This is a genomic window from Amycolatopsis panacis, assembly GCF_003600245.1.
In the GTDB taxonomy this organism is placed as follows: domain Bacteria; phylum Actinomycetota; class Actinomycetes; order Mycobacteriales; family Pseudonocardiaceae; genus Amycolatopsis; species Amycolatopsis sulphurea.
The window spans coordinates 1-19,648 of sequence record NZ_QZFV01000103.1 but is presented as its reverse complement, the minus strand read 5'-3'; the positions used below and the strand labels follow the sequence as shown (position 1 = coordinate 19,648).

The following is a 19,648-nucleotide window of genomic DNA, read 5'->3' as shown; positions in this document are numbered from 1 at the left end:
CGATTGGAGTCGCAGTCGGCATTTGGCTACAGGCCGATCGCCGCAGTCGGGTACCGGCGAAAATGGCCGTTCAGCAGGGAATTATCGGCCTTTGGCCATTTTTCGTCAAGTCTGTCGGGTCGCCGGATTTCGCGTAGTGGTGGCCCCGGAGGGCCGGTTCGATCTGTTTCGGGTAGGGCCATGGATTCCGGGATCAGCCCACCCGCCCGCGGCGACCAGGACCTCAGGGTGTCGGCAAAGTTGGTCGGGGACCCGGCGGTGGGCGATGCGGAGGTGTGTGCGACCACCTCGTGGCGTGCGCCGGACCGGTTTCGGGTCTGTGAAGGGACCCTTCACGGACTCAGAGTCCGTGAAGGGTCCCTTCACGGACCTCTATACCGACTTTGCCGGAACCCTGACCAGGGCCTGCACCGTCCGCACGGTGCGGGCCGCCCAGGAAACATCGGCATCCGAGCCGCCACGCCGCCGTCCCCGCCGGGCGGCGGTGGACGACGACGATTTCGAGGAAGCCGGCCGGTCCGGCGGCGGACCCGCGTTCTTCAGTCGCGGCCGGGGTCAGGCGTTCCTGATCGCGGAGACCTCGAATTCGAGGGTGATCTTGTCCGAGACCAGCACGCCGCCGGCCTCCAGCGGGGCGTTGAAGGTGACGCCGTAGTCGCTGCGGTTGATCGAGGTCGCGCCTTCGAAGCCGACCCGGTCGTTGCCGAACGGGTCCTTCGCCGCGCCGCCGAACTCGAACGGGATGGTCAGCGACTTGGTGACGCCCTTGATGGTCAGGTCGCCGGTCACGTCGAAGCTGCTCTCTCCGGTCTGCGTGATGCCGGTGGAGACGAAGGTAATGGTCGGGAACTCCTCCGCGGCCAGGAAGTCGTTGGTGCGCAGGTGGCCGTCGCGGTCCGCGTTGCGGGTGTCGATGCTCTTCGCCTGGATGGTGATCCGGGCGCTGGAGAGGGCCGGGTTCGCGCCGTCCACGGCGAAGCTGCCCTCGAACTCGTTGAACGAGCCGCGGACCTTGGTCACCATGGCGTGGCGGGCGACGAAGCCGATTCGGCTGTGCGCGCCGTCGATGGTGTATTCGCCGGTCAGTTCGGTGTAGGCCGGGGCGGTGGTCATGGCTGGAGTCCTCCGGGTCGCGAGATGATTGAGTGTTCAACCAACACTATAACTGATTGCGCGGGCAAGCGTCGGATAGACTGCCCGGTGTGCAGAACAGACCCCCGCTGACCGGCGCGGAACAAGCCCTCTGGCGCCCGCTGACCCGGATCATCACGGTGCTGCCGCGCACGCTGGAGGACCAGTTCGTCCAGGACCACGGCATCTCGATGACCGACTACACGGTGCTGGTCTCGTTGTCCGAATCGCCCGAGTGGCGGCTGCGGCTGACCGACCTGGCCTCGGCCACCGCGCTGTCGCTGAGCCGGATCAGCCGGGTGGTGGAGAGCCTCGAACGCCGTGGCCTGGTCCGCAAGGTCAAGTGCCCGCAGGACCGGCGGGCCGCGCACGCCACCCTGACCGACGAAGGATGCGCGACGCTGCGTGCCGCCTATCCCGGGCACCTGGAGCGGGTGCGGACGCACCTGTTCGACCATCTGTCGCCCGAGGAGGTCCGCGCCGCAGGCCCGATCCTCGAACGGCTCGCCGCGGCGTTGGAGCCACCGTCACGGAAGCCGGAGACATGACCGAGCAGGGCACCTTCACGCGGGACATGCACTACCTTCCCGACCGGATCACCGCCGACGGCCGCGACGGCTGGCCGCTGGAGCCCGGCCGCTACCGGCTGGTGATCGCCCGCGCCTGCCCTTGGGCCAACCGCGCGGCGATCGTCCGGCGGCTGCTCGGGCTGGAGGACGTGCTGTCGATGGGCATGTGCGGTCCGACGCACGACGAGCGCAGCTGGACCTTCGACCTGGACCCGGGCGGGCGGGACCCGGTGCTCGGCATCGAACGGCTGCAGCAGGCGTTCTTCGCCCGTGATCCGCACTACCCGCGCGGGGTCACCGTGCCCGCGATCGTGGACGTGCCCAGCGGCAAGGTGGTGACCAACGATTTCCGGCAGATCACCCTCGATTTGTCCCTTGAATGGCGCGCTCACCACCGTGCCGGCGCGCCCGAGCTGTACCCGGAGCCGTTGCGGGCGGAGATCGACGACGTGGCGGAGAAGGTCTTCCGCGACGTGAACAACGGCGTCTACCGGGCCGGGTTCGCCGGTTCGCAGGCCGCGTACGAACATGCGTACCGCGATGTGTTCGGCAGGCTGGATTGGTTGTCCCAGCGGCTGGCCGGACAGCGTTATCTGGTGGGCGACACGATCACCGAGGCCGACATCCGCCTGTTCACCACGCTGGTCCGGTTCGACGCGGTCTATCACGGGCACTTCAAATGCAATCGGCAGAAGCTCACGGAGATGCCGGTGCTGTGGGCGTACGCCCGTGATCTGTTCCAGACGCCCGGGTTCGGCGACACCATCGACTTCGCCCAGATCAAGAAGCACTACTACGTGGTGCACCGGACGCTGAACCCGAGCGGGGTCGTGCCGCTCGGGCCGGACCTGTCCGGCTGGCTCACCCCGCACGGCCGCGAGGACCTGGGCGGCCGTCCGTTCGGCGACGGCACGCCGCCCGGTCCGCCGCCGGACAACGAGCGGGTGCCATCGGTGGGGTAGCCGCGGGTCAGGATTCGCCGGGCAGGCCCACGTCGTGTGCCTTGCGGAAGTCGGTCAGGGTCGACCATGCGAGGTGCGGGTCGAGCGCGAGGTGGCGGCGGGCGATCGCCAGCTGATGCAGGGAAGGCGTGAGACGGTCTTCGGTCAGCGCGTCGGTGAACAGCTCCAGCACCGTCGCGCAGAAGAACACGAAAGCGCTGCTGTGGTGGCGGAGCAGGTTCACCGGGTCGCCGATGTCGTTGGTGGCGCCTTCGTGCAGTTCCGCGGCGAGTGCGGCCAATTCGACCGACTCGTGCGTTTCCGGGATGCGTAACAGGTTCGTCCACAGTTCGGCGAGTTCGGTGGTCTGCTTCAGGACCCGGGCCTGTCCGATGAACGCGTTCGCCTTCGCCTTCAGCTCTTCCCGGATCAGCAGCGCGGTGACGGCCGACAGCGAGGGCTGGTACCGCTCGGCGGTCACGTCCACCATGTCGATCGTGGTGCGGCGGAGGTCACGGGGGAGTCCGCCGGACAGGCAGTGGCCGAGGTGGCAGAACTGCTCGGGGACGCCGGGCAGCCGCTGGGTGATCCACAGCCTGCTCTCGTCGAGGGTGAACGGTTCCAGCCGTACGAGTTCGGAGAACGCGCTGTCCAGGGCGTCCCGCACGGCGAGGCCGCGTTGTTCCAGGCTGAGCACCGCGTCGTCGGACACCGCGACGAGGTAGAGGCAGCCGGGTACGCCGAAGATTCCCTTGATGTCGTTGATCAGTTGCTGGGCTTTGTCCTGTTCGCCGATCTTGTCCAGCTCGTCGATCGCCACCACGACCCGTTCGGTGATCCCGCCCTCGCGCAGCTGTTCGGCGGCCTGCTCGGCGAACGCCCGGAATTCCGCCACCACTTCGGGATGGGTCAGCTGTTGCTCGGCACGCTGTGTCGAGCGGGTACGGCCGAAGTCGGCGCCGGCCGGGAAGAGCAGCTTCCCGGACCAGCCGCTGGTGTGCGTCTGCAGGTACCGGATCCGATCGAGTTGCCGGTGCGCGTCGGCGTGCAGTTCGTGCAGGCCCGCGTTGCGTTTGCGCCGCACGGCGGCGGTCAGCGCGTCGATGGGCAGGGCCAGCAGTCTCCCTGTCTGGTAGAGGGTGAGCAGGGCGAGCACGACCAGCGCGATCCGGTTTCCGGTCGGCTGGACTGTCCACAAAGGATCAATGAGGTCCGGGAAATGCACCTGTCGCAGCAGGTGCCACAGCTCGGCGGGGAAGTGGAGGAACGGGCCGTCCCACAGCCATCCGCCGAGCCCCCAGGCCGCTGCGGCGGAGGCGATGAGGCCGGCCAGCCGGCGTACGCCGCGTCGCAGCCAGGTACGCCAGTCCGCGATGAACGGCAGGTCTTCGCGAAGCCGGTCCAGCACCGTCCGGCACAGCAAGCCGTGCAGGTGCAGCACGAAGTCGCGGGCGTCGTAGTTGGCCGGGGCCGAGGCGACGACCACCAGCGGCGCCGGGTTCTCCGTGCCGTGGATCAGGCCGCGCCGCAGGGAATGGATCGCGGTCGTCTTGCCGGACCCGCGTTGCCCGCCGAGCGCGACCGCCCCGGAGCCGGCGCGGTCGAGGATGCGCCGCAGCCGCTTCGCCGCCGGCGTGGGCACGATGCGGTCGCTCTCCTCCTCGTAGAGGTCGCGCTGCTCGCCGAAGACCAGCTTGGTGCCGTAGTGCAGACGGCGGTGCGCTACGACGTAGTTCCGGATCTCCGGGAGCACGATCTCCTGCAACGCGAATTCGCGGCGGTGGCCGAGCCCGAGCTGTTCCTCACCGAACTCGACCGTGCCGGTGGTGAACCGTGCGCTCAGTGCGGAAACCCGCCTGGATACCCGGGCAAAGACCGCGGCCACGCCGCCGGGCAGGGCCAGCGTCGTGAAGATCTTCAGGAACAGCGGCATTGCTTGCCAGGCCAGCACCAGCATCGTCAGATAGCCGACGGCGAACAAGACTGGGAGGATCAGCCAGCCCACTTCGCCGAGGTTCGCCGGCCGGGTGCGCGGACGGAATGCCGCGCTGCCTTCGGCGGCGACCTGGTCCTGCAGCATCCGGAGTTTCGCGAGCAGGGATTCGTTCGCCTGCAAGGCTTCGCGTGCGTCCTCCGGGGACAGGTCCTCACGGCGGAGCCCGCGGCGGATGAGCGCGTCGCCCAGTGCTTCGTCCACCAGCGATTCCAGCGCGGCCCGAGTGGTCCACAAGTCGAAGTCGTTCAGCGACTCCTCGTCGAACGAGCGCGGGTCACTCCACTCACCGGCCACCGGCGGATGATCCCACAAGGCCGGTGCCGGGGTGATCGGTTCAGGACAACTCGGCGCCCGTGTCAGCGCGGTGTCAGCGCGAACACCACCCCTGTCAGCCCGTGCGCGCACGCTGCCGTCATCACGAACGAAAGGGGGATCCGTGTCCACCACTTCGGCTATCAGCGTCACGGGGCTGCGCAAGGCCTACGGCGACAACACCGTGCTCGACGGCATCGATCTGGACGTCCAGCCCGGTACCGTCTTCGCGTTGCTCGGTCCCAACGGCGCGGGCAAGACCACGACGGTCCACATCCTCTCCACCCTGCTCGCCCCGGACGGTGGCGAGGTGCGGGTGGCCGGGCACGACGTGCGACGGGAGCCGGACGAGGTACGTGCCGCGATCGGCGTCACCGGGCAGTTCTCGGCGGTCGACGATCTGCTCACCGGCGAAGAGAACCTGCGGCTGATGGCCGATCTGCACCATCTCGGCCGCGCCGAGGGCCGCACGCGGGTCGCCGGGCTGCTCACGCGGTTCGACCTCGCCGACGCTGCCGGGCGGCTGGCCAGTACCTACTCCGGCGGGATGCGGCGACGGCTCGATCTGGCGATGAGCCTGGTCGGCGTGCCGCGGATCATCTTCCTCGACGAGCCGACCACGGGGCTCGACCCGCGCAGCCGGCGGACCATGTGGTCGATCATCCGGGACCTGGTGGCCGGCGGCGTCACCGTCTTCCTCACCACGCAATACCTGGAGGAAGCCGACCAACTCGCCGACCGGATCGCCGTGCTCGATCACGGCAGGCTGGTCGCCGAGGGGACCGCGGACGAGCTGAAGCGGCTCATCCCGGGCGGGCACGTGCAGCTGCGGTTCGCCGATCCCGTCTCGCTGGACGCGGGGGCCCGCCTGTTCGACGGAGCCGTTCGGGACGACGACGCGCTCACCCTCCAGATCCCGAGCGACGGCGGCGTCCACTCGCTGCGGACGCTGCTGGACCGCCTCGACGCGGCGTCGGTCGAGGTCGGCGAGCTGTCCGTGCATCTGCCTGATCTCGACGACGTCTTCCTGGCCCTGACCGAACGGAGCGTGGCCGCAGATGCGTGACTCGATGATCATGGTGCGCCGCAACCTCAAGCACCTGCTGCGATACCCGTCGATGACCGTGATGCTGGTCGCGATGCCGGTGATCTTCCTGCTGTTGTTCGTCTACGTCTTCGGCGGCACGCTGGGCGCCGGCATCGGCGGCGGTTCCGGCGGTCGCGCGACCTACATTGACTACGTGACCCCCGGCGTGCTGCTGATGGCGATCGCCGGTGCGGTGCAGGGGACGGCGGTGTCCGTGGCGATGGACATGACCCAGGGCATCATGGCCCGCTTCCGCACCATGGCGATCAGCCGCGGGGCGGTGCTCACCGGGCATGTGGTGAGCAGCTGTTGCCAGGCGATGCTGTGCGTCGGCGTGACGCTGGGGCTCGCGGTCGCGATCGGCTTCCGTCCGTCGGCGAACCTGCTGCAATGGTTGGGAGCGCTCGGCATGCTCCTTCTACTCGCGTTCGCGCTGACTTGGCTGACAGTGGCGCTCGGCATGGTGACCAAGAGCGTTGAGGGGGCGAGCAATCTCCCGATGCCGCTGATCCTGCTGCCGTTCCTCGGCAGCGGATTCGTGCCGACCGATTCGATGCCCGCGGGCCTGCGGTGGTTCGCCCAGTACCAGCCGTTCACCCCGGTGATGGAAACGGCGCGGGCACTGCTGCGGGGGACTCCGGTGGGCTCGAACCTGGTGCTGGCGCTGGGTTGGTGCGCGGTGCTCAGCCTGGGTGGCTACCTGTGGGCGCGCCGGTTGTTCGAGCGGAACCTCATTCGCTGAGCACGTCGCGAGCCAACGCGATCGGGTCCGGGTCTCCGGCTGGCGGGTGCACGCCGGCGGCCCGGACCGCTGCTGCGACTGCGGCGACGTCGGGGGAAGCGTGGTCCGGGCCGCCGCGAAGCTGCTCGGCGGCGCGGAGCAGAAGGGCGGCGTCGTTCACGCGGCCGAGACGCAGCGCGTGGTCCGCGATCCCCACGACGGTGTGGGCCAGGTAGACCACGTCGCCCACCTGGACGGCCAGCTCCAGCGCCTCGCACCGGCGGACCCGCGCGGTGGCCAGATCACCGGCGGTAGCGTCCAGGTATGCGTGGGAATGTGCCAGCATCACGCGGAAAACCGGGTGAATCGTGGTGTGTTCGAGCAGGGCCGCGGCCTGTTTCAGGCTCAGCCGGGCAGCCACAGGATCGCCTTGCCAGCGTGCCAGATCGCCCTTCGCGTGCGCCACGCTCGCCAACGCGTCGGGGAAGGTCACCGTCGCGGATTCACGGTCGGCCGCGGCGATCGCGGCGGCGGCGCCGGCATCGTCGCCCAAGCGCATCAGCAGCTGGGCTTTTCGGCCGTACGCCCAGATGGCGTCTTCCATTGCGCCCAGCTCGCGTACGGCGTCGACCGATTCCTGATACAGCGCAGCGCCTTCCGCGAGCGCACCGCGCCGTGCGACGAGTTCGGCGTACTCGCTCAACGCCAGCGAAGTCCCCCAGCGCTCGCCGCTGTGGCGGAACAGCCGCACCGATTCGCGGATGTCCGCCTCCGCCGCGGCCACGTCCCGGTTGACGTTCACTTGCAACCGGGACCGGTTCAGCAGCGCGTGCGCGCGCAGCCACGGATCCGGGTCGGCGATCAGATCGTCCAAAGCGGACAGTTGCGGGGGACACCCGTCCCGGCCGCTGCGCAGCAACTGGTGCAACGGGACCATGAACCGCAGGATCGGATGCCGCCCGGCCCGATCACCGGCCAGCTCCAGCGCTCGGCTGACCCATTCGTCGGCGGTGCTGTCGTCGGCCAGCCCGGCGGTCATCAGCAAGGCGTACATCGCGCACGCGGTGGCTTGTTCGCCGGGGTCGACTTCGCCGGGTACCGCCAGCGCGGCCGCGATCAGTTCCATGCCCTCGGTCTTGTGGCCGGTCAGCAGCCAGAACCACGAGCAGCGGACGACCAGCCGGACGGCCATCGGCGCGTCGCCTGCGGTCAGAGCGCCCCGGACGGCGGCCATCAGGTTCCCGTGCTCGGCGTTGAGCCGGGCCAGCCAGCCGAGCTGTTCGGCCCGGCGCAGGTGCTCGTCGGCGCGCTCGGCCAGCTGCGCGAACCACTCCGCGTGCGCCTGCCGGACGGACTCGCGTTCGCCCGCTTCGGCCAGCCGTGCCAGCCCGTAGGCCTTGATCGTCTCCAGCATCCGGTACCGCGGTTCGGCGTCGGCGGAGGAGGTCAGCAGCGATTTGTCGACCAGCGAGACGAGCAGGTCGGCGCCTCCGGGGCAGACCGCTTCGGCGGCCTCGGCGGTCGCGCCGCCGGAGAACACCGCCAGCCGGCGCAGGAGCCGCCGTTCGCCCGGCGTCAGCAGATCCCAGCTCCAGTCGACGACCGCACGCAAGGTCCGGTGCCGGGCCAGCGCGGTCCGGCTGCCCGCGGTGAGCAGCCGGAACCGGTCGTCGAGCCGGGCGGCGAGCTGGGCCACGGTCAGCGCACGCAGCCGTGCCGCGGCCAGCTCCACCGCCAGCGGCATACCGTCGAGCGCCCGGCAGATCCGGACCACATCGTCCACAGTGGACTCGTTGATGGCGAAACCCGGCCGTACCGCGGCGGCACGGTCGGCGAACAGCCGCACCGACGCACAGGCCATCGCCTCCGGAACGCCCGCGCGCTCGTTCGGCAGGGTGAGCGGTTCCACCGGCCACAGCGCTTCGCCGGTCACCGCGAGCGCTTCGCGGCTGGTGGCCAGGATCCGCAGCCGGGGACATTCGCCGAGCAGCTGCTCGGCAAGCTCCGCGGCCGGATCGAGCAGGTGTTCGCAATTGTCCAGCACCAGCACGGCTTCCCGGTCGCGCAACGCGGCGATCGCCCGTTCCCGCACCGTCCCCCCGGCATGTCTGCTGACGTGCACCTGGCCGCGTGTTTCGAGTGCGGACAGCAACGCCTGCGCCACGTCCGCACCGGAGGTGACCGAAGCCAGTTCCACGAACCACACGTCGCCGCTGGTCTCGTTGAGCAGCCGGCGTCCGGTCTCGGTCGACAGCCGGGTCTTTCCGGCCCCGCCCGGCCCGATGAGCGTGGTGAGCCGGTATTCGCCGACCAGCTTCACGACTTCGGCGACGTCCGCGTCCCGGCCGACGAAGCTGGTCAGCCCGGCGCGCAGGTTCGTGCGCGGCCCGGGCGCGGGATCCTCCTGCAGCAGCGAGGTGTGCACCTCGGACAGCTCGGCGGACGGATCGACGCCCAGCTCCTCGGCCAGCGCCATCCGGACCCGGGCGAACACCCGCAGCGCCTCGCCCGGCTGCCCGGCCGCTCGCAGGGCACGCATCAACGCGGCCGCCAGCCGTTCCCGCAGCGGGTGCTCGGCCAGAAGCCCGGACAGCTCCGTGGTCAGGCCCGCCCCGAGACCGAGACGCAGCGCGGCTTCGGCGTGTTCCTCCGCCGCGGTGAGCCGGAGTTCGGTCAGCCGTGCGATCGGGGCCTGGAAGAACTCGCCGTCCGCGACGTCGCCGAGCGCCGGTCCGCGCCACAGATCGAGCGCTTCGCGCAGCAGCCGCAGCTTGACGCGGTCGTCGCTGGTGGCGCGGGCCGTGGTGACCAGCTCCTCGAAGCGCGCAACGTCCACGGTCGCCTCGGGGAGCCGATAGCCCGCGGGCGTGGAATCGAGCGTCGCTCCCGCTCGCCGCAGCCGGGAGACGAGGGCGTGCAAGGCATTCACGGTGGTCGGCGGGTGTGCGCCCCACACCGCGTCGACGAGCCGGCCCGACGTGACGATCCGCCCGGGCTCCAGCGCGAGCGCGCTCAGCAACGTCCGCACCCGGGCGCCCGGGACGGTCATCTCGGCGCCCGAGTCGGTCTGCACCTCCAGAGGTCCCAGCAAGCCGATCCGCACCACCCGATTCTGCCGCGCGCCCGCCTCCGCCGCGTCGGGGTTTTCCCGGATTCCTTACCGGAGGCCGATCTCGCCGGGTGCCCGAATGCTGACGCTCGGTGATCAGCCGGAAAATGGAGTCGACTCCAAAAATAGAGTGTGCTTCAATCAACCGCATGGGACTGCGGGAGCGGAAGAAGCGGGAGACCGTCGAGCGGATCACCGGTGCCGCGCTGGCCCTGTTCGTCGAGCGGGGGTTCGACGCGGTGACGATCGCCGAGGTGGCCGAGGCGGCGGACGTCGCGGTCAACACCGTCTATCACCACTTCCGCGTCAAGGAGGACCTGGTGCTGCCGCCGGACGAGGCCTCGGCCGGGAGGCTGGCCGGGATCGTGCGGCAGCGGGCGCCGGGGGTCTCCGCGGCGGGGGCGGTCTTGGCGCACCTGCGTGGCGAGATCCGCCGGCGCGAGCGGACGATCGGGCTCACCCCCGGGTTCGGCCGGGTCCTGCCGATGATGCTGGCCGCGCCGACGCTCGCCGCGCGGCTGCGTGACCTCGGCGAGCAGATGGTCGGCGAGCTGACCGAGGTGCTGTTCGAGGAGACCGGCGCGGATCGAGCGGATCCCGTGCCGGGGCTGGTTTCGGCGCAGATCGGGTGGGTGCACAGCCTGCTGTACGCGGAGATCGGCAAACGCACCGTCGCCGGCGAGCAGCCGGATGACATCGCGAAGGCAGCCGAAGACCTCCTCGATGCGGTGGAAGGCCTGCTCGGCGCCCGAGTGCTCACCTATGCGACACGAAAAGGAACCTGACATGGACGCGTTCCGCGTGATTATCCGCGGCAAGTTCGACCACCTCGATGAAGCAGGGCGTGCCGCGCTGGCCGCGAAGGGCGGCGACCTGATGTTCAGCGAGGCAGGCACTTTCACGCACGACGTCAACGTCACGGCGTTCACCTTCCGCTGCCAGGTGCCCGCGCGGGCGGACGACGATGAGAAGGCCGCGAAGGCCCGTGCCACGGAGGCGTTGCACGCGCATGGTTTGCCGTGCCGGGACTTGGACTACGGGGTCACAGACATGCGCGCAGTGCGCGTACGGCGCAAGAAGCGGTAGCCGGAGGTCGCGTCGGTCCACGGGTTCGACGCGCTTCGTACCTACAGTGTGCGGGTGACTACGCCTGCAGAAGACCAGCGCGACCATGCCGAGGCGCGGGTGTCCGCACTCCGGCGGCAGCTGCGTGCGGGCCTGGCCGAGCTGCCTGCGCTCGCGGACGCTGAACGTAGGAAAGCACTCGACGTGCTGGTCACACGTGCGGAGGACCTCCTGCGTACGGAACAGGAAGCGGAAGTTGCCGCCGAGCAGGTGCGTCTGGCGAGGCTTGAGACGAAGCGCACCGGCATCCAGCGGACGGTGCTGTACCTGGCGATCGTGCCGGTGGCGGTGGGCATGGTCAGTGGCGCGTTGATGCTGTTCGGTGTCCTGAGTGCGGTGTGGCTGCTGCTCGTGCTGCCGTTGCTCGCGGGCGGTTTGCGGATCGCGTTCGGCCCGGTCGGGCCGACGCCGTTGATGGTCGGCCGCCGGCTCCGTGCCGCTTATCTCGGCGTCCTGGCCTCGGTGTGCACCACGCTCGCGCTGCTGGTGCCCAGCGGGGCCGCGGAAACCGTGCTGGTGATCCTCGCCACGATCGCCACCGCGGCGACCGCGGCGTTCCTCGTGCAGGAGGTCCGGTGACGCATTCCGAGTACTACCCCGAGACGGACTACTACACGGCCGAGGGCGATCCGGAGGGCGAGCACGACCCGGAGCTGCTCGCGCTGTCCGACACCGTCGGCGGGATGCAGGAAACGGTCGAGGATCTCGAATCCCGCACCGCCCGCGACCTCACCGAGCTGCGCGAAACCGTCGAGACCTTCTCCGATACGCACGCCCGGCACGAGTCGCGGCTCGACCACACCTCGCGGCAGCTCGAACGGCTCCGGCAGCGGCTGCTGGTCCTGGAGCGTGCCGTGCGGGTGTCGGAAAAGGTGCCCGTGGTCGATCTCGACGACGTGGGGCCGGAGTTGCGCAAGCTGGCCGCGGAAGCGGAGCGGCGGCACGCGCTCACCGCGCAACTGCTCACGCCGAGCCAGCGAAAGCCGTACGAGGAGGACATGGCTCGGCTGCCGCAGGCCCAGGAAGCGCTGGCACGCTGTGACGAAGCCTTGATCGCGGCGCTCGGGGTGGTCGCGGCGACCGAACGCGACCGGGCCGAAGCCGCCGAGCGACTGTCCGAAGTGGTCAGTCGACGGCGTGCCGTGCTGGACCGGCAGCTGCCCGCCGCGGTGCAGGATGCCGAAGCGGCACACCAGATGTTGTCCGCGGACGAGGTCACCCGTACCCGGGTCCTGCCGCAGATCGAAAAGTCCGAACGTGACTGGGAGGAACTGCACTCCCGGCTGCGTGAGCGGATCACCGGAGCCATCGGTTCGAGCGCACTGCTGCCGGTGTGGTTCACGCACGCGTTCGGTGTCGCCCCGCCCAGCGGCACGGCGGGGGACCGCTGGATCCGCGCCGCGACTTCGGCGCTGGCCTACCGCGTCACCCACGGCGTGACCGATCAGGCGTTACCGCTGGGCGAGCCGCCCGCCGGGGACACCGACTGGACCGAGCCGAAGTGGGCTTGGCGCGCCCGGATCGAGCACGGCATCGAAGAACTCGACGTCGGCGGGGACTGACCACCCCAAGGCAAAGGGCTGTGAAGGGACCCTTCACGGACGCAGAAGCTGTGAAGGGTCCCTTCACAGCGGAGCGAGGCGCAGCCGACCGCGGTGCTGCTGAGCAGGCTGGCCACCGCGCTCGGGCTGCCGTACCAGCCGCCGCCGATGCCCATCTCGACCCGGCCGCCGGAGATCACGTCGACGGTCGCGGCCACCTTCGCCAGATACGCCGGGTTGCGGTAGCCCATGCAGGTGCACATCTGGCCGAGCCGGACGCGGCTGGTCGCGGCGCCGTAGGCGGCCATCAGGCTCCACGCCTCGTCGCTGGGCACCGGGACGGTGTGGAAGTGGTCGAACACCCAGATCGACTCGTAGCGCTGCGCGTCCGCGTAGCGCGCGAGATCGAGCATCGTGGTCCAGTGCCGGGCGGGGTCGATGCCGACGAGATCGTGCCGCCAGCCCTGGGGAATGAAGAGTCCGAATCGCAGCCCCGACCGTATGCCTGGAGCAGCTCCAGCTTCTACAGCCGCGGAAGCCGTTGCGCCAGGTTCAGCAGCGCGGCGAACGGATCACCGGCGCGGGCGACCCGCTCCGGCACGGTCCGCACCGTCCACCGGTCCGGCGTCAGCTCCGGATCGTCGAGTTCGTCCCAGTTCAGGGGCACCGACACCGGGGCACCCGGCCGCGGCCGGACGCTGTAGGGCGCCACCAGGGTCTTGTTCCGCACGTTCTGCGTGTAGTCGAGCCGGGCCCGGCCGTCGCGGCGGTCCTTGTGCCAGGCCCAGCTCACCAGATCCGGGACGGTGCGGCCGATCGCCTTCGACACGGTTTCGGCCCAGCCACGGGTTTCGGCGTAGCTGTAGCGCGGTTCGATCGGCACCCAGATCTGGATGCCGCGCTGGCCGGTGGTCTTCGGCAACCCGGTCAGCCCGAGGTGCGCCAGCGCCGTGCGGTGCAGGCGGGCGAGCGTGAGCACGTCGTCGAACGAGGTCTCGGTGCCCGGGTCGATGTCGAACAGCACCCAGGTCGGACGCTCGACGTCAGCGGTGCGCGAAGTCCAGGCGTGCAGCTCCAGCGCGCCGAAATTGGCCAGCCAGGCCAGATCCGCGACCCCGGAGGGGACGAGGTACTGCTGCACCTCGTCCGGCTCGGCCGCTTCGTGGTGCCAACGGTGCAGCCAGTCCGGCGCGTGGCCGGGGACCTCCTTGTGCCAGAAGCCGGGTTTGCCGATCCCGCCGGGGAACCGGTTCGTGTTCAGCGGGCGGCCGGCCAGGTAGGGCAGCATGACAGGGGCGATCCGGGTGTAGTACTCGATGAGATCGCGTTTGGTGATCGGCTTTTCGCCGTCCCGGCCCGGGATCAGCACCTTGTCCAGGTTGGTCAGCTTCAGCGTCCGCCCGGCGACGGTCCAGCTGCCGTTCGCGCCCAGCTCGTGCAGCGTGGTCAGCTCTTCTTCGGGGGCAGGCGCGAACTTCAGCGGCACTTCGGCTTCGGCGGCCGGCAGGTCGCTGCGCCACAGGGCGGGCGGGGCGGCGGCGATCTCGTCGTTGGTGAGGCCGCTTTTCACCGACTTCGGGTGGTCCTCGGCGTCCCAGCCCGCCGCGGCGTGCTCGTCCTGCTTGTGCAGGAGGAACCATTGCCTGCCGTCGCCGTCCCGGCTCGGGTGGATCAGCACGAACCGGCCGGCGAGCTTCTCGCCGAACAGGTCGAAGTGCAGATTTCCGTCCGCCAGCGCCTGTTCCGGGTCTTCGGTGTCCACGGCCTCCCAGGTGCCGTGGTCCCAGACGATCACGTCGCCGCCGCCGTACTCGCCGCGGGGGATCACGCCTTCGAACTCGGCGTATTCGAGCGGGTGGTCTTCCACCTGCACGGCCATCCGCCGGGCCTGGGGATCGAGCGTCGGTCCCTTCGGCACGGCCCAGCTGACCAGCACGCCACCGAGTTCGAGACGGAGGTCGTAGTGCCTGCGCCGGGCACGGTGGCGTTGCACCACGAACCGGTTGCCTGCCCCGGTGACGGCGGCGCCGGAGGGCTCGTCGGTCCTCGTGAAGTCGCGCATGGCGCGGTACTTCGCGAGCCGCTCCGCCGCCGGGTCCATGCCCGGCAGTCTATGCGACCTCCGTCACCCCCGACCTGCCCAAGCCCGCTTCGCCCGCCGCCCCGGGCAAGGCTGTGAAGGGACCCTTCACAGCCGCAGAGTCCGTGAAGGGTCCCTTCACAGCCCTTGGCCCGCCGCAAAACCGTTAGACGAGGTCGCTGTGGCGGATGCGGTAGACCTGGAGGCGAAGGTCGTAGTACTTCGTGGTTTCGCCGACCCATTGCATGCCGAGACGTTTGGCGGTGGCTTTCGCACGGGTGTTGGCGGGGCGAGCGACGGCGAAAAGCTCGTCGGTGTCGTCCTGGTCGAAGGCCCAGGCGATCAGCGCGCCGGCGGCTTCGGTGGCGTAGCCGTGGCCCCAGACGTCCGGGTGCAGCTGCCAGCTCAGCTCCAGGTCTTCCTGGTACGGCGGCAGCAGCCGGATGCCCAGCCCGCCGACGACCTGGCCGTCGGACCGTTGTTCCACGGCCCATCGCCCGCGCGGCGGGATGAGGTTCGGCTGCGCTTCCTGCCACGCCTGCAGCACCGAGCGCATGGCGGCGACGTCGGCGACCTGGTCCATCACCGGGGTCAGCCAGTGGGTGACTTCGGACGAGCCGTAGATCGGGTACGCGGCTTCGGCGTCGTCTTCCGACCACTCCCGGATCACGAGGCGGTCGGTGGTCAGCGGCATGCTCATGGACAAACGGTACGCCGGTAGGTGCCCCTTTCGGCAGTGATCCGGGACGCAGTGCCCGCTCCGGTCCTCAGTGGACGGATCGGTGGCGGTCCCCGGGTAGGGTGGAGTCCGTGGAAATCTGGGTGAACCCGCGGTGCTCGAAATGCCGTTCGGCCGTGTCCCTGCTCGACGAGGCGGGCGCGGACTACACCGTGCGCCGGTACCTGGAGGATCCGCCGACCGAGGCGGAACTCACCGCGGTGCTCGAACGGCTCGGCCTCGAACCGTGGGACATCACGCGCACCGGTGAGAAAACAGCCGGTGAACTCGGGCTGAAATCCTGGCCCCGCACGCCTGAGGAGCGGCCGCGCTGGCTCGCCGCGCTCGTCGCGCATCCGGACCTGATCCAGCGCCCGATCATCACCGCGGACGACGGCACCACGGTGGTCGCCCGCGACGAAACGACCGTGCGATCTGTGCTGCCGCGCTGAACCGCCGCGGTTCGTGGCGGAGACGGCGCGATGGTTGCGAGGCGTGACGGCGAGGTGTGGCACGTGGGTGATCCGTCCGTGCGATCGCTGCGGTTCGTGTTCAGCTGCCGAGTGCGACTGCGAGCAGTGCGGTCGCCAGCAGTAGTACGTAGGCGATCGCGTGCACTCGGTCCGGCAGCCTGTCCGCGACCCGGCGGACGAGCGCGATCGTCGGCAGGGAGCCGGCGAGCAGGGCGGCTCCGGCGAGCGGATCGAGGTAACCCACGGGTCCGCTGCCCGCGCTCGCGTACACCGCCGTGCCGATCACCGCGACCGGCAGGCTGAGCGGGTTGGCCATCGCGGTGGCGTCCGCCATCGCGAGCCCCTTGCGGCGCAACAGCGGTACGGTCAGCACACTGCCGCCGACGCCGAGGAAGCTCGCCACGGCGCCGATGCCGGCTCCGCCCGCCGTCGTCGTGATCGGGCTGAGTGGTCGTGGATCTCCTTGGGAGCGAAGGAAACCGCCACGCAACACACTGTCCACAATGGTCACGCCGAGATAGGTGGCGAACAGGACGCGCAACGTCGGGTCGCCGGTCTCGGCCGCCGTCACCGAACCCGCCACGGCGCCCATCGCGATGAACGCTGCCAGCGGCCACAGGTACTCCCGCCGCAGCCGTCCGGCGCGGGCCTGCACGACAGTCGCGGTCGCCGAATTGACCACCATCACCGCGGTGGACGTGGCGACCGCGATGTGCATGGGGTCGACGCCGGTGGTCACCGCGGCGACCACCGGGACGGTGACGAATCCGCCACCGAACCCGAACAGCACCGTCGTCACCCCGCTGAGGCAACCGAAAAGGACCAGCACGAGAGTCGGCACCGGTCCCACGCTAGGCCGGTCGAGGTGCGGCGTGCATTCGAAGGTTTGCCAGATTCATTCGCGGAACGGACACTCCATCCCATGCGCAACGTTCCGCTCGCCGAGGTCGACGGCGTCGCACGCGCCGTGCTGGCGATCAGCACCGACTACCCGCCGAACCACGTGCTGCCGCGGCACCGGCACCGGCGCGCCCAGTTTCTCTACGGCGCCACCGGTTCCATGCAGGTCGAAACGGCCGATGGCACGTGGACCGTCCCCACCCGGCGCGCGGTGCTGATCCCGCCGGAGACCGACCACGGCGTCGTGCTGACGAACGTGACCACGCGCAGCCTGTACCTGGAACCCTCGGCCGTACCGTGGTTCCCCCGGCGTTGCCGCGCGGTGGACGTCTCACCGATGCTACGGGAGCTGGTGCGAGAAGCCGTCGGGATGCCGGTGGAATACGCCCGCCGCGGCCGGGATGCCACGCTGATTTCCTTGCTGCTGCACGAGATCTCCCGGTGCGTGCCGTTGCCGCTCGAACTGCCGTGGCCCGCCGACGACGGGCTGCGGGCCCTGTGCAAGTCCTTTTCGGACAGTCCGGACGTGCACGACCCGCCTTCTCGCTGGGCGCGCGAGCTGCACTTGAGCGAACGAACGCTGCATCGCCTGTTCCGCACGGAGACCGGCCTGAGCTTCGCCCGCTGGCGCGAACGCGCCTGCGTGCTGCACGCCCTGCCGCTCCTGGCCGCGGGGTACCCCGTCGCCACCGTCGCGGCCCGGCTGGGATACGGGAGCCCGGCCGCGTTCAGCACCAGGTTCACCCGGTTGCTCGGCTCGCCTCCGCGGGACTATCACGGGCCGGACTGAGCGTCGCCGGGATCCGCTCAGTCGCCGACCGCGTCGATACCGCGCTTGACGATCAGCGGATCCGGTTCGCCGACGACCTCGTGATCCTTGCCCGGGTAGTCGAACCGGGACAGGAAGTACCGCATGGCGTTGATCCGGGCGCGCTTCTTGTCGTTGCTCTTGATCGTGGTCCACGGTGCCCAGTCGGTGTCGGTGCGGCGGAACATCGCCTCCTTGGCGGCGGTGTAGTCGTCCCACTTGTCCAGCGACTGCAAGTCCATCGGGGAGAGTTTCCACTGCCGCACCGGGTCGACCTGCCGAATGATGAACCGGGTGCGCTGCTCGGCCCCGGTCACCGAGAACCAGAACTTGGTCACCGTGATCCCGCTGTCCACCAGCATCTGCTCGAACAGCGGCGCCTGGTGCATGAACCGCTCGTACTGGTCCGGCGCGCAGAAGCCCATCACCCGCTCCACGCCCGCCCGGTTGTACCAGGACCGGTCGAACAGCACCATCTCGCCCGCGGTCGGCAGATACTGGACGTAACGCTGGAAATACCACTGGTGCGACTCGCGCTCGCTCGGCTTGGTGAGCGCGACCGTGCGCGCGTATCGCGGGTTCAGGTGCTCCATGAACCGCTTGATCGTGCCGCCCTTGCCCGCCGCGTCCCGGCCCTCGAACAGCAGCACGTGCCGGCCGCCGGTTTCGCCGGTCCAGTTCTGCAGCTTCAGCAGTTCCACCTGCAGCAGGTACTTGGTCTCGTCGTAGTCGTCGCGCGCGAGCCGCTCGTCGTACGGGTAGTTCTCCCGCCAGGTGTCCACCGCCTTGCCGGCCGGGTCGAGCAGCACCGGATCGTCGTCGTGGTCGGCACCGATGGTGTGGCCATCGATCTCCAGCCGGTCGATGTATTCGCGCACGTCCTCCAACATGCGCGCGAGGCTAAGCGGACAAGTTGAACATCAGATGACCGGCGCGTCCGGGCTCCGCCTAAGATCGGCGGGGCCGACGGAAAAGGAGGCGGTCGTGCTCTTCCGCCAGCTGGAATACCTGGTCGCGCTGGCCCGGGAACGGCACTTCGCCAGGGCCGCCGAGCACTGCGGGGTCTCCCAGCCCTCGCTGTCGGAGGCGATCCGCAAACTGGAGGACGAGCTGGCGGTCCCGCTGATCCGGCGGGGCAGGCGGTTCGACGGGCTGACCCCGGAGGGCGACCGCGTGGTGGCCTGGGCCGGGCAGATCCTCGCCGACCGGGATGCGCTGCTGACCGAGGTCGAGGCGATGCGCACCGGGTTGACCGGGCGGTTGCGGATCGGCACCGTGCCCAGTGCGGCGGTCACTGCGCCCCGGCTGATCGAGGCGCTCGGCGTGGTGCATCCGCTGCTCACTGCGGACGTTGCCTCGGACCTCACCTCCGTGACCATCGTCGACCGGCTCCGGGACTTCTCGCTCGACGCCGCGCTGACCTATCTCGACGCGGAGATGCGGGCCGAATTCCGGGTTCGCACGCTGTACCAGGAGCGCTACATCCTGCTCGTGGGCGCCGATCGCGCAGCCTCGCTCGGCCCGTACGCGACCTGGTCCGAAGCCGCTGCGCTGCCGTTGTGCCTGCTGACCCCGACGATGCGGGGGCGGCGGATGATGGACGCCTGCTTCGCCGAGGCAGGCACCGCTCCGGTGGCCGAAGTGGAGACGGATTCTTTCGCCACCGTGCTCGCGCACGTCGCGAGCGGGCGCACCGCCGGGGTTGTGCCGCTGGCCTGGCTGCACGCCCTGGGCGTCCCGGCGGGCGTGCGCGCGGTGCCGCTGACCGCGCCGTCCACCCCGGTGGAGATCGGCCTCGTGGTGCGCGCGCGGGATCCGCTGCCACCGGCCGTGGACGCGCTGCTGTCCGCCGCCGACCGCACAGATTTCCAAGACCTGGAAGGCGGTCCGGGGGCGCTGGCGACGGGCACCCGCGGCCGGTCGGTGCGGATGTAGGTGCCCGCGGTCGGCTGCGCTGGAAACCACTACAGGCTGTGAAGGGACCCTTCACAGCTTCAGCGGCCAGGGTGTCGGCAAAGTTGGTCGGGGGCCCGGCAGTGGGCGATGCGGAGGTGTGTGCGACCACCTCGTGGCGTGCGCCGGACCGGTTTCGGGTCTGTGAAGGGACCCTTCACAGACTCAGAGTCCGTGAAGGGTC

The 19,648-nt window shown here is 70.0% G+C and carries 18 protein-coding genes and 1 pseudogene; 11 read left to right on the top strand and 8 right to left on the bottom strand.

All coding sequences use genetic code 11. The features are described 5' to 3' along the window. Positions 1 to 555: 555 nt before the first annotated feature. The gene (locus D5S19_RS22200; RefSeq protein ID WP_120025339.1) at positions 556 to 1,113 is read right to left on the bottom strand and encodes a YceI family protein; all 558 of its coding nucleotides are present in this window, start codon (positions 1,111 to 1,113) and stop codon (positions 556 to 558) included. Between the two features lie 89 nt (positions 1,114 to 1,202). Here D5S19_RS22200 and D5S19_RS22195 point away from each other — a divergent pair, with 89 nt between their 5' ends. Together D5S19_RS22195 and D5S19_RS22190 are read left to right on the top strand one after the other, a co-directional pair. Then, complete coding sequence (locus tag D5S19_RS22195; protein WP_120025338.1) at positions 1,203 to 1,679, top strand: MarR family winged helix-turn-helix transcriptional regulator; 477 nt, start codon at positions 1,203 to 1,205, stop codon at positions 1,677 to 1,679. Continuing rightward, positions 1,676 to 2,662, top strand: coding sequence for a glutathione S-transferase family protein (locus tag D5S19_RS22190; RefSeq protein ID WP_120025337.1), 987 nt, complete (start codon positions 1,676 to 1,678; stop codon positions 2,660 to 2,662). Before D5S19_RS22195 ends, D5S19_RS22190 begins: the two co-directional genes overlap by 4 nt. 7 nt (positions 2,663 to 2,669) lie before the next feature. Here D5S19_RS22190 and D5S19_RS22185 read toward each other — a convergent pair whose 3' ends face one another. After that, complete coding sequence (locus tag D5S19_RS22185) at positions 2,670 to 4,931, bottom strand: P-loop NTPase fold protein (protein WP_120025336.1); 2,262 nt, start codon at positions 4,929 to 4,931, stop codon at positions 2,670 to 2,672. Positions 4,932 to 5,073: 142 nt separating this feature from the next. On the opposite strand from D5S19_RS22185, the gene D5S19_RS22180 reads away from it, so the two are divergent. Continuing rightward, positions 5,074 to 6,015, top strand: a complete 942-nt coding sequence (locus tag D5S19_RS22180; RefSeq protein ID WP_120025335.1) for an ATP-binding cassette domain-containing protein — start codon at positions 5,074 to 5,076, stop codon at positions 6,013 to 6,015. After that, positions 6,008 to 6,778: an ABC transporter permease gene (locus D5S19_RS22175; RefSeq protein WP_098511042.1), complete on the top strand. Its 771-nt coding sequence runs from the start codon at positions 6,008 to 6,010 to the stop codon at positions 6,776 to 6,778. Before D5S19_RS22180 ends, D5S19_RS22175 begins: the two co-directional genes overlap by 8 nt. On the opposite strand, the gene D5S19_RS22170 is transcribed toward D5S19_RS22175, so the two are convergent. Then, positions 6,768 to 9,860, bottom strand: a complete 3,093-nt coding sequence (locus tag D5S19_RS22170) for a BTAD domain-containing putative transcriptional regulator (RefSeq protein WP_147397486.1) — start codon at positions 9,858 to 9,860, stop codon at positions 6,768 to 6,770. The genes D5S19_RS22175 and D5S19_RS22170 overlap by 11 nt on opposite strands. A gap of 155 nt (positions 9,861 to 10,015) precedes the next feature. On the opposite strand from D5S19_RS22170, the gene D5S19_RS22165 reads away from it, so the two are divergent. From D5S19_RS22165 to D5S19_RS22150, 4 genes are read left to right on the top strand one after another with little or no spacing between them, the layout of a single operon-like run. Continuing rightward, positions 10,016 to 10,651 (top strand): TetR/AcrR family transcriptional regulator, encoded by a 636-nt coding sequence (locus D5S19_RS22165; protein ID WP_120025333.1) that lies wholly within the window; start codon positions 10,016 to 10,018, stop codon positions 10,649 to 10,651. 1 nt (position 10,652) lies between these two features. Beyond that, on the top strand, positions 10,653 to 10,952 hold the full coding sequence (locus D5S19_RS22160; RefSeq protein ID WP_199730629.1) for a DUF6204 family protein: 300 nt from the start codon (positions 10,653 to 10,655) through the stop codon (positions 10,950 to 10,952). A gap of 54 nt (positions 10,953 to 11,006) precedes the next feature. Continuing rightward, a complete protein-coding gene (locus D5S19_RS22155; RefSeq protein WP_147397485.1) occupies positions 11,007 to 11,570 on the top strand; it encodes a hypothetical protein in 564 nt (187 codons plus the stop codon). Continuing rightward, positions 11,567 to 12,553, top strand: coding sequence for a hypothetical protein (locus tag D5S19_RS22150; RefSeq protein WP_120025330.1), 987 nt, complete (start codon positions 11,567 to 11,569; stop codon positions 12,551 to 12,553). The genes D5S19_RS22155 and D5S19_RS22150 overlap by 4 nt, the downstream gene beginning before the upstream one ends. Positions 12,554 to 12,684: 131 nt before the next feature. Here the strand turns inward: D5S19_RS22150 and D5S19_RS22145 are convergent. From D5S19_RS22145 to D5S19_RS22135, 3 genes and pseudogenes are all read right to left on the bottom strand, one after another. After that, a pseudogene (locus D5S19_RS22145) lies at positions 12,685 to 13,023 on the bottom strand (LLM class flavin-dependent oxidoreductase); the annotation flags it as partial. Positions 13,024 to 13,055: 32 nt separating this feature from the next. After that, complete coding sequence (gene ligD, locus D5S19_RS22140) at positions 13,056 to 14,633, bottom strand: non-homologous end-joining DNA ligase (RefSeq protein ID WP_120025329.1); 1,578 nt, start codon at positions 14,631 to 14,633, stop codon at positions 13,056 to 13,058. Between the two features lie 145 nt (positions 14,634 to 14,778). Next, on the bottom strand, positions 14,779 to 15,312 hold the full coding sequence (locus D5S19_RS22135) for a GNAT family N-acetyltransferase (protein WP_120025328.1): 534 nt from the start codon (positions 15,310 to 15,312) through the stop codon (positions 14,779 to 14,781). 110 nt (positions 15,313 to 15,422) lie between these two features. Between D5S19_RS22135 and D5S19_RS22130 the strand changes: the two genes are divergently transcribed. Next, the gene (locus D5S19_RS22130; RefSeq protein ID WP_120025360.1) at positions 15,423 to 15,782 is read left to right on the top strand and encodes an ArsC/Spx/MgsR family protein; all 360 of its coding nucleotides are present in this window, start codon (positions 15,423 to 15,425) and stop codon (positions 15,780 to 15,782) included. Positions 15,783 to 15,882: 100 nt separating this feature from the next. On the opposite strand, the gene D5S19_RS22125 is transcribed toward D5S19_RS22130, so the two are convergent. Beyond that, a complete protein-coding gene (locus D5S19_RS22125; protein WP_199730628.1) occupies positions 15,883 to 16,644 on the bottom strand; it encodes a sulfite exporter TauE/SafE family protein in 762 nt (253 codons plus the stop codon). A gap of 81 nt (positions 16,645 to 16,725) precedes the next feature. Here D5S19_RS22125 and D5S19_RS22120 point away from each other — a divergent pair, with 81 nt between their 5' ends. Continuing rightward, entirely contained in the window at positions 16,726 to 17,493 is a 768-nt protein-coding gene (locus D5S19_RS22120) for an AraC family transcriptional regulator (RefSeq protein WP_120025326.1), read from the top strand. A gap of 17 nt (positions 17,494 to 17,510) precedes the next feature. Here D5S19_RS22120 and ppk2 read toward each other — a convergent pair whose 3' ends face one another. Further along, the gene (ppk2, locus tag D5S19_RS22115; RefSeq protein WP_120025325.1) at positions 17,511 to 18,401 is read right to left on the bottom strand and encodes a polyphosphate kinase 2; all 891 of its coding nucleotides are present in this window, start codon (positions 18,399 to 18,401) and stop codon (positions 17,511 to 17,513) included. Between the two features lie 94 nt (positions 18,402 to 18,495). Here ppk2 and D5S19_RS22110 point away from each other — a divergent pair, with 94 nt between their 5' ends. Continuing rightward, entirely contained in the window at positions 18,496 to 19,446 is a 951-nt protein-coding gene (locus D5S19_RS22110) for a LysR family transcriptional regulator (protein WP_120025324.1), read from the top strand. Positions 19,447 to 19,648: the final 202 nt, after the last annotated feature.